General features: G+C 44.2%; 17 protein-coding genes and 3 pseudogenes. 11 read left to right on the forward strand and 9 right to left on the reverse strand.

Annotated features, from left to right (window positions below):
- The first annotated feature begins 1 nt into the window (after nucleotide 1).
- On the forward strand, nucleotides 2-733 hold the full coding sequence (locus DBY86_RS03260) for a phosphoadenosine phosphosulfate reductase domain-containing protein (RefSeq protein WP_107818906.1): 732 nt from the start codon (nucleotides 2-4) through the stop codon (nucleotides 731-733).
- Here the strand turns inward: DBY86_RS03260 and DBY86_RS03265 are convergent.
- Nucleotides 690-1,277: a LysR substrate-binding domain-containing protein gene (locus tag DBY86_RS03265; RefSeq protein WP_107818907.1), complete on the reverse strand. Its 588-nt coding sequence runs from the start codon at nucleotides 1,275-1,277 to the stop codon at nucleotides 690-692. The genes DBY86_RS03260 and DBY86_RS03265 overlap by 44 nt on opposite strands.
- A gap of 41 nt (nucleotides 1,278-1,318) precedes the next feature.
- On the opposite strand from DBY86_RS03265, the gene DBY86_RS13555 reads away from it, so the two are divergent.
- Complete coding sequence (locus tag DBY86_RS13555) at nucleotides 1,319-1,948, forward strand: SRPBCC family protein (RefSeq protein WP_234403367.1); 630 nt, start codon at nucleotides 1,319-1,321, stop codon at nucleotides 1,946-1,948.
- Between the two features lie 173 nt (nucleotides 1,949-2,121).
- On the forward strand, nucleotides 2,122-2,604 hold the full coding sequence (locus DBY86_RS03280) for a ferredoxin reductase domain-containing protein (RefSeq protein WP_199901033.1): 483 nt from the start codon (nucleotides 2,122-2,124) through the stop codon (nucleotides 2,602-2,604).
- A 155-nt stretch (nucleotides 2,605-2,759) separates the two neighbouring features.
- Here the strand turns inward: DBY86_RS03280 and ung are convergent, their stop codons facing one another.
- Complete coding sequence (gene ung, locus DBY86_RS03285; RefSeq protein ID WP_107818909.1) at nucleotides 2,760-3,419, reverse strand: uracil-DNA glycosylase; 660 nt, start codon at nucleotides 3,417-3,419, stop codon at nucleotides 2,760-2,762.
- Between the two features lie 80 nt (nucleotides 3,420-3,499).
- Between ung and DBY86_RS03290 the strand changes: the two genes are divergently transcribed.
- Nucleotides 3,500-3,907 carry an NfeD family protein gene (locus DBY86_RS03290; RefSeq protein ID WP_107818910.1) on the forward strand — a complete coding sequence of 136 codons (408 nt, stop codon included), beginning with the start codon at nucleotides 3,500-3,502 and terminating at the stop codon, nucleotides 3,905-3,907.
- 14 nt (nucleotides 3,908-3,921) lie between these two features.
- Complete coding sequence (locus tag DBY86_RS03295; protein WP_107818911.1) at nucleotides 3,922-4,869, forward strand: SPFH domain-containing protein; 948 nt, start codon at nucleotides 3,922-3,924, stop codon at nucleotides 4,867-4,869.
- A 204-nt stretch (nucleotides 4,870-5,073) separates the two neighbouring features.
- On the opposite strand, the gene DBY86_RS03300 is transcribed toward DBY86_RS03295, so the two are convergent.
- Nucleotides 5,074-6,144 carry an AI-2E family transporter gene (locus tag DBY86_RS03300; RefSeq protein WP_107818912.1) on the reverse strand — a complete coding sequence of 357 codons (1,071 nt, stop codon included), beginning with the start codon at nucleotides 6,142-6,144 and terminating at the stop codon, nucleotides 5,074-5,076.
- Between the two features lie 184 nt (nucleotides 6,145-6,328).
- Here DBY86_RS03300 and DBY86_RS03305 point away from each other — a divergent pair, with 184 nt between their 5' ends.
- From DBY86_RS03305 to DBY86_RS03325, 5 genes and pseudogenes are all read left to right on the forward strand, one after another.
- On the forward strand, nucleotides 6,329-6,604 hold the full coding sequence (locus tag DBY86_RS03305) for an HP0495 family protein (protein ID WP_002213528.1): 276 nt from the start codon (nucleotides 6,329-6,331) through the stop codon (nucleotides 6,602-6,604).
- Between the two features lies 1 nt (nucleotide 6,605).
- Nucleotides 6,606-7,229 (forward strand): lipoyl(octanoyl) transferase LipB, encoded by a 624-nt coding sequence (lipB, locus tag DBY86_RS03310; RefSeq protein WP_107818913.1) that lies wholly within the window; start codon nucleotides 6,606-6,608, stop codon nucleotides 7,227-7,229.
- Nucleotides 7,222-8,205 (forward strand): lipoyl synthase, encoded by a 984-nt coding sequence (gene lipA / locus DBY86_RS03315; RefSeq protein WP_003752416.1) that lies wholly within the window; start codon nucleotides 7,222-7,224, stop codon nucleotides 8,203-8,205. The genes lipB and lipA overlap by 8 nt, the downstream gene beginning before the upstream one ends.
- A gap of 143 nt (nucleotides 8,206-8,348) precedes the next feature.
- Nucleotides 8,349-10,043 (forward strand): annotated as a pseudogene (locus DBY86_RS14080) (hypothetical protein).
- 37 nt (nucleotides 10,044-10,080) lie between these two features.
- Nucleotides 10,081-10,281: pseudogene (locus DBY86_RS03325) on the forward strand (hypothetical protein); the annotation flags it as partial.
- A gap of 59 nt (nucleotides 10,282-10,340) precedes the next feature.
- On the opposite strand, the gene DBY86_RS03330 reads toward DBY86_RS03325, so the two are convergent.
- Both DBY86_RS03330 and DBY86_RS03335 read right to left on the reverse strand, forming a co-directional pair.
- On the reverse strand, nucleotides 10,341-10,808 hold the full coding sequence (locus DBY86_RS03330; RefSeq protein ID WP_107818914.1) for a GNAT family N-acetyltransferase: 468 nt from the start codon (nucleotides 10,806-10,808) through the stop codon (nucleotides 10,341-10,343).
- On the reverse strand, nucleotides 10,805-11,077 hold the full coding sequence (locus DBY86_RS03335; protein ID WP_003710290.1) for a type II toxin-antitoxin system TacA family antitoxin: 273 nt from the start codon (nucleotides 11,075-11,077) through the stop codon (nucleotides 10,805-10,807). Before DBY86_RS03335 ends, DBY86_RS03330 begins: the two co-directional genes overlap by 4 nt.
- Here DBY86_RS03335 and DBY86_RS13290 point away from each other — a divergent pair.
- The gene (locus DBY86_RS13290; protein WP_199901034.1) at nucleotides 11,070-11,462 is read left to right on the forward strand and encodes a hypothetical protein; all 393 of its coding nucleotides are present in this window, start codon (nucleotides 11,070-11,072) and stop codon (nucleotides 11,460-11,462) included. The two genes, DBY86_RS03335 and DBY86_RS13290, sit on opposite strands and share 8 nt — an antisense overlap.
- A gap of 787 nt (nucleotides 11,463-12,249) precedes the next feature.
- On the opposite strand, the gene DBY86_RS03350 is transcribed toward DBY86_RS13290, so the two are convergent.
- The 4 genes and pseudogenes from DBY86_RS03350 to DBY86_RS03360 form a co-directional block, all read right to left on the reverse strand.
- Complete coding sequence (locus DBY86_RS03350; protein WP_107818916.1) at nucleotides 12,250-12,447, reverse strand: YadA C-terminal domain-containing protein; 198 nt, start codon at nucleotides 12,445-12,447, stop codon at nucleotides 12,250-12,252.
- Between the two features lie 30 nt (nucleotides 12,448-12,477).
- Nucleotides 12,478-13,372, reverse strand: a pseudogene (locus DBY86_RS14085) (TniB family NTP-binding protein).
- Entirely contained in the window at nucleotides 13,369-13,974 is a 606-nt protein-coding gene (locus DBY86_RS13580; RefSeq protein ID WP_234403372.1) for a Mu transposase C-terminal domain-containing protein, read from the reverse strand. Before DBY86_RS13580 ends, DBY86_RS14085 begins: the two are co-directional and overlap by 4 nt.
- Nucleotides 13,958-15,232, reverse strand: a complete 1,275-nt coding sequence (locus DBY86_RS03360; RefSeq protein WP_234403373.1) for a DDE-type integrase/transposase/recombinase — start codon at nucleotides 15,230-15,232, stop codon at nucleotides 13,958-13,960. Before DBY86_RS03360 ends, DBY86_RS13580 begins: the two co-directional genes overlap by 17 nt.
- Nucleotide 15,233 lies beyond the last annotated feature (1 nt).

Genomic DNA, 15,233 nt, shown 5'->3' on the forward strand with positions numbered 1-15,233 from the left:
TATGTCGAATATCCTGTTTGAGACAGTTAAGACGGCAAGCAGGATTTCGGACGGTTGTATTGTGTGTTTTTCGGGCGGCAAAGACAGCATAGTAACGCTGGATTTGTGCGCCCGTTACTTTAAGCGCATTCATGTTGTGTTTATGTACTCTGTGCCGGGCTTGAGTTTTCAAGAGGCTAATTTGCGCTGGTACGAAGCGAGATACGGTATTGAAATTGAACGCATACCGCATTTTATGATTTCGGAGTGGATGCGGTACGGCTTGTTCCGGAAAGAAGATTACTCTGTCCCTGTCGTCAAGCCACTTGATGTCTATCAGTATTTGAGGCTGTCGTCCGATATATGGTGGATTGCGGCCGGCGAACGAATCGCCGACAGCATTGTCCGCCGCGCCATGATTAAAAACAGCGGCAGTATTGATGACAAACGTGGCCGAATTTACCCGGTGGCGCACTGGAATAAAGCGGAAGTAATGCGGTACATACAGCATCATAAATTGAAACTTTCGCCGGAAAGTGCGGTATTAGGGCATTCTTTCCGTTCACTTGAGCCGTCAGAAATGGCATTGCTGAAAAAGCACTATCCTGCCGATTACAAGAAAGTGGCGGAATGGTATCCGTTTGTCGAAGCGGCTGTAAGAAACTACGAGATGAATCATGAAGAAAACGTCTACCTATCATTAGCATCCATTATCTCTCTTCAATCAAACAAGCCTTTTCAATCAGCTCTCTGACCCAGCGATAGGCAGGATCTTTATGTGTCCGTTCGTGCCAAATCAATGTTTTGGTGAAACCTTGAATTTTAAGAGGGGATTCAAAGCGTTTGAGATTGGGCAAATTGGCAATCAAACGCTCAGGCACGACTGCCAGTAAATCGCTTTGCTCCAACAATTCAGGCAAAACAATAAAGTTTTGTACCGACAGGCTGACATTTCTTTGTAGTCCCATCGCTTGCAGGGCTTGGTCGGTAACACCGCTGAAGCTGCCGCCATGATAGGAAATCAAGGCTTGTTCTAACCGGCAAAATTGCTCAAGGGTCAGTTGGGATTGTTGGGCTATTGGGTGATCGTGGCGAACGGCACAGATATAACGCTCGTCATACAAATTTTTTGCGTGAATATCCGGTGCTTGGAAGTTTGGTGTAACCAGCGCAAAATCGATTTGCCGCCGTTCAAGCTGATTTTGCACGGCGCTTTCGTTAATCGCCAGCACCGCTACCTTGATTTTTGGGGCTTGGATTTTCAGCAAATGCAGAAACGGTACGATTACGGCACGCATTGCATAATCCGTGCAAGCGATACGTACGGTTAATTCAGCCGTTGTCGGATCAAACCGTGGCGGCTGTAATAATTGCTCTATTTCATGCAGTACCTTTTTCACTTGCGGAGCAAGTTCTAATGCCCGATTGGTCGGCACAACGCCCCCTGTACCCGCACAAACAACGGATCATCAAAACTGTCGCGCAATCTTGTCAACACGCCGCTCATGGCGGGCTGCGTAATCGCCAAACGCTCGGCGGCTTTGCTGCGGATGTGCTGCCTTATTTAGCGGATACCAAAGCATGGGGCACTTATTATCACAATGCAGAAAATATCGTGGTGGGCGACGGTTCAACGACTAAGCTTTCAGCGGATGCCGATTTTGTGTTTGATACTTTTGGCTTTCACGTTACCTGCAAAGTAGAAGAATTTGATATCGGCAAAGATGGCAATCTTGTCCGTCTTGCATGGTCCGGCACTTTTGGCGAAGGCGAAGATTTCAGCGATGTGTATCACGCATGGATTTTAGAAAACCTGCCGAACAACCGCGTGCGTGTATTAACTGAAGAAAGCCAAATCGGCAAACTCGCCAAAGGCTTGGCAGAAACCGTGCCCAATCCAATGGTCAACGGCCATCAAGCATGGTTGGACGGTTTGACAAAAGCAGCGAAAAATAAAGCGGCTTATTAAAAGTGCGGTGGGATTTTACGTCAAAAGTAAAATTCCGCTTTTCCTAAGGAGGCTAGAATGAAACTGAAACAACTTTTCGCAATGGCTTGTCTTGGACTGACTTTACAGGTGCAGGCTGCTCCGTTTATCCGCTTAGGAGAACTGAATGTGAAGCCCGAACAGCGTAGAAATCTATGCCGACCCTGAGAGCTACGAGCAACATCATCAAAGACTTGGGAGACTACACCCATCGCCTACCCCAACGCTTGAACATCGGTGATACCGTTCAAATTGACGGTGCATACGACCGCTTCAATTTTTCAGATAAAAATGCACAGATTTGGGTAAGCAACGGTATTGGTTTTACGCCTTTCCTTGCAAGACTCAAAGAATTAGCCAAACAACCTTCCAATCAACCGATTGACTGGTTTCATGCCGATAGAAATTTATCTGCGGAACTAATCGGTCAATGGAAAGCGTTGGCTGAACAAGCGAATGTTGCGTTCCACTATATTCCTTCCGAAACCCAAAGATTGTCCGTCAATCATATTGCACAAAGCGTTCGGAATAGTGAAGCCCGCAGCCTATGGCTTTGCGGCAGTCGCAGCTTTACAAGCGGTATTGCAGGAAACCTTAAGACACGCTCATTGCATCAAGAGCTGTTTGAATTCCGCTAAATGAACCCGACACGAAAACTTTGACGCTCGAATGCCGTCTGAACCCTGGGATTCAGACGGTTTTGCATTATGAGCCGGTTTTCCTTAATCACCTTATTTCCGGTTTCAAAAGCAGCCTTGAACGAGGTTTAAGCAACTTAGCATTCAGACGGCATTCACAGCTTCCAGTTTATCGGATCGATACCGTGTCGGCTCAAATAGCTGTTTGCCTGTGAAAAATGGCGGCAGCCGAAAAAACCGCGATATGCCGACAAAGGGGACGGATGCGGCGCGGTCAATATCAAATGATTTTGACTGTCTATCAGCCTCCTTTTTTGTTGTGCATACCCGCCCCACAGCATAAAGACAAGGTGCTTGCGGTGTGTCGCAAGCTGCCTGATGACGGTATCGGTAAAGCGTTCCCAACCTAAAAGGGCGTGCGAATGCGCCTGTCCTGCACGCACCGTCAAAACCGTGTTCAGAAGCAATACGCCCTGCTCCGCCCAAGCCGTCAGGCAGCCGTGATCGGGAATGGAAAAGCCTTCGATGTCGGTTTCCAATTCTTTGTAGATATTCAACAAAGACGGCGGTATGCGGACGCCCTGCCTGACGGAAAATGCCAAACCGTGCGCCTGCCCTGCCCCGTGATACGGATCTTGTCCGAGAATAACGGCTTTGACCCGGTCGAACGCTGTCAGGCGGAATGCGTTGAACACATCCGCCGCCGGCGGATAGATGATTTGTCCCGACAAACGTTCCTGCCTGACTGCATTTAAAATTTCCTGAAAATACGGCTGCTGTTTTTCACCGCCGAGTGCATCGTGCCAAGTGTCCATATCTGCCCTATCCTTTCAAATTCGGCTATACTGCTGATATTGCGTTATTTTGTCAAACGACGCGCTTTGTGGGGAAATGTATGACCGTATGGTTTGTTGCTGCTGTTGCCGTCTTAATCATCGAATTATTGACGGGAACGGTTTATCTTTTGGTTGTCAGCGCGGCTTTGGCGGGTTCGGGCATTATCTACGGGCTGACCGGCAGCACACCTGCCGCCGTCTTGACCGCCGCACTGCTTTCCGCGCTGGGCATTTGGTTCGTACACGCCAAAACCACCGTGGGAAAAATTGAAACGGATTCATATCAAGATTTGGATGCCGGGCAATATGCCGAAATCCTCCGGCACGCAGGCGGCAACCGTTACGAAGTTTTTTATCGCGGTACGCACTGGCAGGCGCAAAATACGGGGCAGGAAGTGTTTGAACCGGGAACACGCGCCCTAATCGTCCGCAAGGAAGGCAACCTTCTTATCATCGCAAACCCTTAACACTCGGAGGAATTATGGAATTTTTCATTATCTTGTTGGTAGCCGTTGCCGTTTTCGGCTTCAAATCCTTTGTTGTCATCCCACAGCAGGAAGTCCACGTTGTCGAAAGGCTCGGGCGTTTCCATCGCGCCCTGACAGCCGGTTTGAATATTTTGATTCCCTTTATCGACCGCGTCGCCTACCGCCATTCGCTGAAAGAAATTCCCTTGGATGTCCCCAGCCAAGTCTGCATCACACGCGACAATACGCAGCTGACTGTTGACGGTATCATCTATTTTCAAGTAACCGATCCCAAACTTGCCTCATACGGTTCGAGCAACTACATCATGGCAATTACCCAGCTTGCCCAAACGACGCTGCGCTCCGTTATCGGGCGTATGGAGTTGGACAAAACGTTTGAAGAACGCGACGAAATCAACAGCACCGTCGTTTCCGCCCTCGATGAAGCCGCCGGAGCCTGGGGCGTGAAAGTGTTGCGTTATGAGATTAAAGACTTGGTGCCGCCGCAAGAGATTTTGCGCGCGATGCAGGCGCAAATTACTGCCGAACGCGAAAAACGCGCCCGTATCGCCGAATCCGAAGGCCGTAAAATCGAACAAATCAACCTTGCCAGTGGTCAGCGCGAAGCCGAAATCCAACAATCCGAAGGCGAGGCACAGGCTGCGGTCAATGCGTCAAATGCCGAGAAAATCGCCCGCATCAACCGTGCCAAAGGTGAAGCGGAATCCTTGCGCCTTGTTGCCGAAGCCAATGCCGAAGCCATCCGCCAAATTGCCGCCGCCCTTCAAACCCAAGGCGGCGCGGATGCGGTCAACCTGAAGATTGCGGAACAATACGTCGCCGCGTTCAACAATCTTGCCAAAGAAAGCAATACGCTGATTATGCCCGCCAATGTTGCCGACATTGGTAGTCTGATTTCGGCTGGGATGAAAATCCTCGACAAGGGTAAAACTTCCCAATAAATATCCCAATCAGTAGATATGAAAAATGCCGTCTGAATCTTACGGGAAAGGTTCAGACGGCATTTTTATCTAAATCCAAAATCTCAAAAATATGTTTATCCCCATACCCTTATTTGATAACGGACGCGGACTGCAGGTATCCATACTGCATTTTCGGATAAAAACAAAACATCCCCTTCGGAAACTTTATACTTCGTCAATGCCTTATCTGTTCAGATAAAAATTGCCGGCAAAATATTTCTGCACGCCCTCGCGCAGCAATACCAAGGTTACGGCAGCCAAAGGCAATCCTGCCAACATTCCGACAAAGCCCATCAGTTGTCCGAATGCCATCAGGGAAAAGATAACCCAAAACGGCGACAGGCCGATACGGTCTCCCACGATTTTCGGCGTAATGAAAAAACTTTCGAGAAACTGGCCGACTGCAAAAACCGCCCAGACAGCCAAGATGCCGTTCCACGAAGCAAATTGGAGCAAGGCGGCAACAGTGGCAAGCAGCAATCCCGTAAACGCCCCGAGATAAGGGACAAATACCAAAATACCGGCCACCATACCGATGGCAAATCCCGAATCCAGCCCGACCAGCATCAATCCCAAACCGTAAACCAAGCCCATAATCAGCATCACCAGAAGCTGACCGCGTAAGAATTCGCCCAATACCTCGTTCAAATTGCCTGTAATACGGGTATAAGTATCGGCAAAACGCCTCGGAACCAGTTTGGCGATGCCGCACGACCACCGCTGCCAATCCAGCAGGAAATAATAAAGCAGCAGGGGAAGCAGCAGCAGGTTGCCGATACTGCTGACAATATTGCCGCCCTGCCTCATCAAAACGGGAAACCACGCCTTAAGCGCGTTGCTCAACTCGCCCGTATGCGCCTGAAGCCATGCGATAACGGATGCCTGATCGATTTCCACATATCCGCCTATGGTATTTTTCAACCACGGCAGCAGCGTGTTTTGCATAAAACCTGCAAGTTGTGGCAAACGGGATGCCATGCTGTTGAACTGTCCGACCAACATAGGGACAATAATCAAAAGCAGCGCGGCAAGCAGCAGCAAGGCAAAAATCATTACAGTCATTGAAGCGGCGGCACGATTGAAACCTTTTTTCTGCAACCATTCAACCAAAGGATCCAACACATACGCCAACACCGCCGCGACGGCGAAAGGGGTCAGCATATCGCCGAGCGCGAAAACCAGCCAAACCAAGACGGCAAACGCCGCACCGGCACCCATCCACGGCCTGATGCCCCGTCCTTTCCTCCGATACATAAAATCCACCCTTCCGAAAATAATATTGCTCGCCAGTATAGCAGAACCGCCGCTCCGTCAAAAAAGCCCCCGCCTTCCCGATAGCCTGTTATCGCGGTTTAGGCTAAAATACCGCACATCCGATGCCGTCTGAAAGGCAAACCCGCCTTCAGACGGCATACCGTACACGATAAGGCAGCACATTATGACCGAACAAAAAAACAAAACATCCCTCATCGAATTTCCCTGCACCTTCCCATTAAAAGTAATGGGCGCGGTGCATCCCGAGTTCGAGCAGGCGGTATTGGACACCGTCCGCCTTCACGCCCCTGACACGCAGGCGCACCACATCACCACGCGGCCGAGCAGCAAAGGTAACTATACCGGCGCCACCGTACAAGTAAAGGTTGAAAACCAAGAACAACTTGACAATATCTACCGCGCGCTGACTTCGCACAAACTGGTCAAAGTGGTACTTTGATATGAAAATCATACATAAAGGTTTGGTTGAATATCTGCCGACTTTTGAGGCAATGAAAACTTTCAACGCCAACCGTACCGCCTCTACCGAAGATGAATTGTGGGTGATAGAACATCCGCCCGTGTTCACTCAGGGACTGGCCGGCAAACCCGAACATCTGCTGATTAGGGACGACATCCCCGTTATCCAGATTGACCGGGGCGGACAGATTACCTATCACGGGCCCGGGCAATTGGTCGTTTATACGATGATTGATTTCAAACGGCGCAAAACCAGTGTTAGAAACATCGTCTCCGCGCTTGAAAACAGCATCATCGCCACATTGGCGGAATACGGCATCGAAGCGGCAGCTGATCCGAAACGCCCCGGCGTTTATGTCGGAGAACGCAAAATCGCCTCACTGGGGCTGCGTATCAAAGGAGGTTCCGTCTATCACGGCCTTGCGCTCAACGTCAATATGGATTTAAGCCCGTTTACCCATATCAACCCCTGCGGTTATGCCGGTATGGAAATGACGCAAATCGCGGATTTTGTCCACCCCTGCCCCACGCTGGACGAAGTCGCCGCCAAGCTGACCACACATCTTAAAACACAACTCACACCGAAAGCAGATAACAATGAGTGAAATCAAAACCGACGATCCCAAACGCGGCATCAAACTCAAAGGCGCGGACAAAACCGCCCGCATCCCCATCAAAGTCGTCCCCCTTCAGGAAAAACTGAAAAAGCCCGAATGGATACGCGCCAAACTCCCATCACGCAAATTCTTTGAAATCAAAGACATTTTGCGCGAACAAAAAATGCACACCGTTTGCGAGGAAGCCTCCTGCCCCAACATCGGCGAATGCTTCAGCAAAGGCACGGCGACCTTCATGATTATGGGCGACATCTGCACCCGCCGCTGCCCGTTCTGCGACGTGGGACACGGCCGTCCGAATATGCTCGACCCCGACGAACCGAAAAACCTTGCAGAATCCGTCAAAGCCATGAACCTGCGTTACGTCGTCATCACCTCGGTTGACCGCGACGACCTGCGTGACGGCGGCGCACAACACTTCGCCGACTGCATCAAAGCCATCCGCGAAACCAGCCCGAACACCAAAATCGAAATCCTCGTCCCCGACTTCCGCGGCCGCTTGGACATCGCACTCAAAATCCTTGCCGAAACCCCGCCCGACGTGATGAACCACAACTTGGAAACCCATCCGAGCCTGTACAAAAAAGCCCGTCCCGGTGCCAATTATCAACATTCTTTAGACTTATTAAAACGTTATAAAGAAATGATGCCGCATATCCCGACCAAATCCGGCATTATGGTCGGCTTGGGCGAAACAGACGAAGACGTACGCGAAATTATGCGCGATATGCGGGCGCACAATATCGAAATGATTACCATAGGCCAATATCTGCAACCTTCAGACGGCCACTTGCCTGTCTTGCGCTACGTTACACCCGAACAATTCAAAATATTTGAAAAAGAAGCATACGAACTGGGCTTTACCAATGCCGCCATCGGCGCGATGGTCCGTTCCAGCTACCACGCCGACGAACAGGCTGCCGAAGCCTTACGCGAAAGCCACGGCGGTTGCGGGCATCATTAAACCCGGAACACCGTTCCGAAGTAAAAAATAATTTCCTACGCTGCTGTCTGCCGCCTTGTTTGATGTAAATGTGAATTCTGACGCTATTTGAGACTGAACTACGCTATTTGCGACTTTATAACGCTAAGTTCGACTGGGCAAATATGGATCAACAACCAGTTATTGAAATTGCCGAATTCCCACATGATAATAAATTGTGGCGAATTGATGGGTTAGGGAAGATTTTTTCCCAATTAAAAAATAACAATAACCTGTTTATTGAAGTCTATTTACGCCCAGTTAACTTTCACGATAATTCTGTATATAACTTTGCTAGATTTGATAGTTCTGGTAGAGAAATTCCAGAATATAATCAATTGAAAAAGATTCCTGTTAATATAGGCTTGCTTCCTATTTTAAGAGTGGGATCTCTTTGGATAAAAGGAAAACTCCAAAATAATAATACAGTTACAGATATAGTTACTCTTAAAAATATTGAAATAAATGCAAATACAGTAGAAATAATTAATAGCAATTACAAAATAAAATATTTAGATTCAAGCGGAAGAGAACAAGAATGCAAATTATTGTTGCAGAAAAATTTCGCAACTGATGCAAAAGTACCTTTTTCTTGCTTCAGAATTCAAAATGAAAATTACAAAAATGGAATAATTATTCCAGTAATAGAAATTATCCGTTTTTACTATGCCTGTTCAACTAGACTAGCTCATATGCGATAGATAATGAAACAGACGAGGTAGTCATTAAATTACCACAGCAATATACAGATCAAGAGGCCTTTATTTTAGCAAGAATATTGACTTCAAATATTGCTTTATCTGGACTCTTTCAGATTAAAAATTCCCTAATAAAAATAGGAGTTACCGAACAACCAACTACATTATTATCTACCAATTTCCCATTTATCAATCCAACCAATTTAATGGTTCGCGGTATTAAAATTGTTGATAGATTCTTAGTTACGGAGATTTGTTCTTGTTCGGCTCCTTTTCCTGATATTTCTGTTGATAGGAATAATGACAATCGAAAGGGAGATAAAAAAAACAGATATACCTGATGATAAAAAGAAAGAATATCGAAGAGGGGGACAAACTCCCAGTCTCAAGGGAAATTCCACTATTCAAAATCAATATGAATCAGTCAATTGCGTATCAACATTACAATTTAACTTAAACATAAATTGCTTTTCAGATTTGATCGATAAAAAGATTGAAAAACCCCAAAAGCCCTTTAATGAATACAAAGCACAGAAACTTGCCATAAATGAAAAAATTAATGTAACCGGCTTAGGAGTGGATTTAGGTACATGGAGCCAAACTACAATTATGCCTGCGTCCATTAGCACTTTTAATACCCAATCCGAAAAACAAAATAGGGATGCCTTAGCTGCAACTTTTGAAAATTCAGATTTAGCGATTAAATATTTGAATGAACATTATGCCGACATTCAGGCTGCTATCCATCTATTTAATAACGAGAACTGTGATTTTGTTCCTTTTATGGCCCCAAGAAATAAAGCTCAATGGTCTTATTTGGATTCCAAAAGTAAGACAAGACGTAAAGTCTTATTTGGTAAAATTGAATATTGCGGAAAAACATTTTGGCTAATTGAAATTCAAGCGCGAGATAATGAACATTTTATTACCGCTATTCTTCATTTAGATACGAATAATGAAATAGATTATTTTGCTAATTTATTGCATGAATTGGCGAAGAATAAAGGTATTTGGGGTAAACTTGTAGGCATACAAAATATGAAAACTTTTAAGCATACGCATACAGATATTAAAAGTTATGCAGAGAAGATTTATACTAAAATTATTAACTCTAACAAGTAAGGATTTCCAATGATAGATAGTAAAATTCAAGACCAATGAACCAAAAGGCGAACATTTGATAGCAACGGATTCTTGGAAACAAGATATCTTAAATGTGATTACCACACAATACGGTAAAAATAGGATTTTGCAAAAAGATACACCGCATTATCGTTTGATTGGCTTGCCGTTTCTTACTGATAAAGAGAAAAATCCTAAACAATATGATAAGTTTGACCAGTTATTTCCATTGAGTTGATTTACCTGACAATTAGCATAATTTCAGGCTGCCTGAACAAGTAACAGGCAGCCTGAAAATCATAATTTGAAAAACAATCGCAATGGTTCATCAATCAATGCTTGAAAACCCATTTTTTCGTAAAACAATTTAGCTGATTCATCTTTTGCTTCTACCATCACAGCAAACGCAGCAATATCAGAACGGCTCACGCGCTGAATTGCATCAACCAACAATACTCGCCCTAATCCTTGTCCTGTACATCGTTCATCAACTGCTAATCGTCCCAACAATACACACGGAATAAGCGGATATTTCGGCAATTTTTTGGCTTCGCTTTCAGGCAACAAGTCAAGGCAAATACCTGTCGCTGCCAACGTGTAAAAGCCAACTATCTCGCCTTGTTCATTTTCCGCCACAAAACACGAACTCAATTTACGTTTTACATCTTGGCTAACGGTTTTCTGAAAGTAGTGATTAAGCGGTTCTGACGTGCAATGAAAAGTTTTGCGATTGATGGATTTATCAAATGCTTTAATTTTAATCATGACTGAACCATTTTTTCGTGCAGTTTCATTGCTTCTTGCATGGCTACGGTAGGTTGGTTAGACGATCGCATTATTTCTACAAAACGCTGTTGGTCTGCCATAGATAATTTAACCATTTGATTTTCTCCAATGGTTTGTTTGGCTGCTTCTGATAGTGCTTTAATCATAAAATCGGTTAGTGTTCTTCCCTCCAAATTAGCAGCTTGTTTAATCATTTGCTGAATTTCAATAGGAATACGCGCTTCAATTCGGGCATAAGTCGTGGACATTTTCCTCATCCTTTTACTGATTAAGAAAATTCTATTTTACGGCAAATTGCCACATTTTGTGAAATGTTTTATTGTGAATTTGAAGACATATACAACTCTTTATGCACATTCCGATTCATTTGCGACACCATTTCCCGAAAGCTATCAGGACAATTCCAAAAATCTCTCAGTAAATGGTTGTAGCGAACTGCTTTATCCTGCCATGCCTGAATTAGGTTGTTGGAATAATCTTGCAGCAACCATAAGCAAGCGTGAATGGTGCTGTGTCGCTCAGCTAGGCTACGGCTTTCCCAAAGTAGCAAAACATCAGGAAACAATAGAGCGTAACAAAGAAGCGGCAGTCGAAAGGCTGCCGTTTTTTGCACAAACAAACCGGTTAGGCTAAACTAGGTTGATTTTCCTTCTTTTTCACATAATATGCACAAATTAACAACCGATTTGACTAGCATTCCATCTGTCATTTTAGTGAATAAGAAGAATAGAGTATTCGTATGGAAAGTATGTATATGGACAAACAATCTCAAAACCCGAACGTCAGAATTATTTAAAAGATTTAGATCGTGAGTATCAACAAGAGCTTACCAAGCTGATGAAGGCAAAGGCCAAATGTATTGAAAGTAGGGCTAAGTTGCAGAGGAATAAAAGAAATAGTATATTTGGAATAATTTTTGCTGCGATCTATGTCTTCCTTATTCTTAATATGCTTCCTGCAATTATGAATAAATGAGGTTGTATATGAACAATAAAGAACAGTACAAGAGAAGCAAAATAGAGTCATTGAAGGCTCAAAGAATGCACTATGAGGAACGGGAAAAGTCATATCGGCTTTACTGGAATTTTAATCGCGGTTTTTTAATTTTTATTTTTGTATTTTTCACATTACTGCCTTTTATTGCTGTTTTTATTAAAAGATAGTAATAAGCTTTCAGGTTTCTTTTTTGTCGCCATGTTTTTCGTCTTCCGATGCTTCAATCCTTCAGCAGCAGTCGCACACTACATTGCAATATACGAAGACTAATGTAGAAAGGTCAGAAAACGGCAGTCGAAAGGCTGCCGTTTTTTGTCGGCCCTGTGCTGTAAAGCTCCGTCCTTTAGGGCGGAATCCCCCGCCTAAAGGCGGGGGAGGATGTCAAATCAAATACTATCGAATGATCAAAGATGTGTTTGCCGCATCAAAACCACTGATAACCGTAAGTTGAGCCGATCATGGCTTCTTTGATGGTGGAACCGGTTACATTAAACGAGCCGCTTAATTTGAAAACATGTTTGCCGTTTTCTGAAAGTTTGGAATAACCAACTGCAACCGCTTGCTCTCCTTGATAGCGGTTGACGGCAACTGCAACGCAACCATCGAATTTCCGGCAATTCATCAGGATAAGGTTTTGGATGAGCGGGTAGAATCATCTGAGTTTATCCAATTGACGTTTACGTTGGCTTGGGCTAATCCAGTTGATTGAATTTAAGATTGTTTCGTTAATACATTCAGTTTGTTGTTGAATAGCGGCTACAGCAGCTTGTGTCAGCAAACGAGAAAGCTCTCCAATATATCCTTCACTCATGGCATATAACTTTGTAGCCAACGAAATTTCATGTAAATCCGACGGCTGACTAAGCGGCAGCATCCGTTCAAAGCTCATCAATAAACGCATAAAATCCTTATTTAATTCCCAACGAGGAAGCACCGCAGGTTCAAAACGGTTGGTCAACTGTGCATCAGTTTGAATGGCTCGATATGCGTCTTTAATACCTACACCTACAATCGGAATTTGTAATTCATTTCCCATGTATTTAATCACATTCAAAAAGGCTTTTTGCTTATTCAAGCTGCCTGACAGAATGTGATGAATTTCATCAATAATCAGCATTTTCGTATTGATATATTTGAGTAAATGCAGCACTTGCGCTAATTTTTTATCAGTTCTGTCGTGGGCTTTGTAGGGCGCAAACAGCAAATCCAAAATAGCATTGTAAAAACGGCTTTCATCAGGCGTTGGCGGTGCTTGGGATTAGCACAACTGGCGCAATAATGCCGTTGCCGTTTGGGTTATCGTGTGCAGGGTGTTGGCGCAGAAAATGGGAAACCAACATCGTTTTGCCATTGTTTGTATCGCCAACCAATAGCATATTAGGCATACGGTTCTGTTTGGGGAATACAAGCAAATCTTCCAATTTCGTCAAAATTTGTTGTGCTTGCGGATAGCCTATCCAACGTGAAGAACGTATGTATTCAATACGCTCTAATTCATCTAAATTCAGTTGCTCGGCTGCTTTGGGAGAAAGGTGAGGATAATTCATGATAAATCATCCAAATCATCAAAAGGCTGAATATCATCAAACATATTTTCCTCATTTCCAGACGATATAATATTCCTCGAATCAATTTGAGGCATAGGTAAAGATGCTCGAGTACGTCGATCTAATTGGCGACGTTGTTGAGCGCGACGGATAGCTTTAGTCTTACCTTGAGCTTGCTGTTCCAATTCTCGCATTCGTCCGTATGCTGCAAAAATCATGTTCTCATCAATATTCTGTTTCTGCTCATTTTTTAATTGTCTCTGAATCTCTCGTAACTCCCAAATGCTGATAACCGGATTCGAACTGTTCCGATAAGGTATTGGAAAATACATCAATAAATCTGGGTCATAAAACCAAATCACGCTTAAATCACGTGGATCTATGCGAAAAATGAACTGGCGAGCCTGTCTAGGATTAGTCGGATTAGTTGCTGCAATCCACGGTCGTAAAACGTCATGCCAATAAGTGATTTTATGGATAACTACCCCATATTGCTGCACCGTCCGCATTTCAAACGGCATAAAGGTCAAGCACAATAGTGTCTCATCAACCACTTTATCAGGTAATCCTGTTCCTAAAGAAACATCATCTCCTAAATACACCTGATTTCCATTTGGCTAACGGTAAGATTCCCAATCCAGAATGAGTACGCTGATGATAAACATCACAAATAAATAGTGTTAACCACGTTTCAAATTCAGTTAGCGTTAATGCCGCCTTGCTTTCGGAAGCATAATCTTTTCTTTGTTGTGTATTTGCAAAAGTAGTACCAGTTAAACCGTGGACTTCATCCAAAATCGTACCCAGTAAACGCTCAATGTGTCCTCCGAAATGAGGACGTGCCACAGGCCTCCACTCAATTTCAATACCGTATTGTTTACACGCCTTTTCCAGCACTTTGCCACGGAATTCTTTTGCATTATCCAAATGAATTTTGCGTGGCAAACCCCACACAGGCCACCGCCCTTTCACTCCATGTTTTGCCAACCAGCTTTCTTTAGACAAAATACTATGTGCTAAACACAAACCTGTAGATAATGCAATTGGTGGTTCGAATGACACATAAAATCCCGTAACCATTCGGCTGAACACATCAATCGCCAGCGTAATCCACGGCCTACCAATAGGCTTACGATATACATCGTCGACTAAAATAATGTCTAACTTTGTATGATCTATTTGTACCACTGAAAGCGGATAATCGGCATTTGGAAAGCTACCTTGTAAAGGAGAAAATTTCATTTCTGCTGCTTTATGGCTTAACCGTTTAGCAATTTTAATTTGAGGCGCAATATTTTTGATTCGAGAACGAATGGTATTAGCATGAGGGACCGGTAAATTTTGTTTATGGCAACGCCGTGTAATTTCTCTAATGATTTTCTGTATTGATTTACGTTGTGTGCTTAAATAATCCACTTCCAATACTTGCCTGATAAGCTGTTCTACATCATCAGAAAGCTGTGTTTTACCACTATCACTACGCTGCTTACGTGTTAAAGCAGTAAGAACGCCGCTTTCCTTATAACTTTTTAACCAGCGATAAACCGTACTGATATATACACTGCATTCGGCAGCTCTCGCTTGAACATCAGATTTACTACGTTTTGTATTTCGGATAAGTGGCTCAATTACATCGAAATGTTGTTGAGCTAATTGCCATTTTTGCTCAGGAATACTATCTAAATGGGTTAATTCAGCACTCTGGACTGTTGATAGATCCGCTAATTTTGCTTGGTAATCTGCACCGGTTACACTATCGCGTAACTGATATGTTTCTAAATCCAGGACTGCTGTAATTACACAGATTTTGTTTTGAAACAAAACCATTGCACCGACATTCACATTTAAAGTTGCTTTCATT

Source organism: Neisseria bergeri (assembly GCA_003044455.1).
GTDB lineage: Bacteria > Pseudomonadota > Gammaproteobacteria > Burkholderiales > Neisseriaceae > Neisseria > Neisseria bergeri.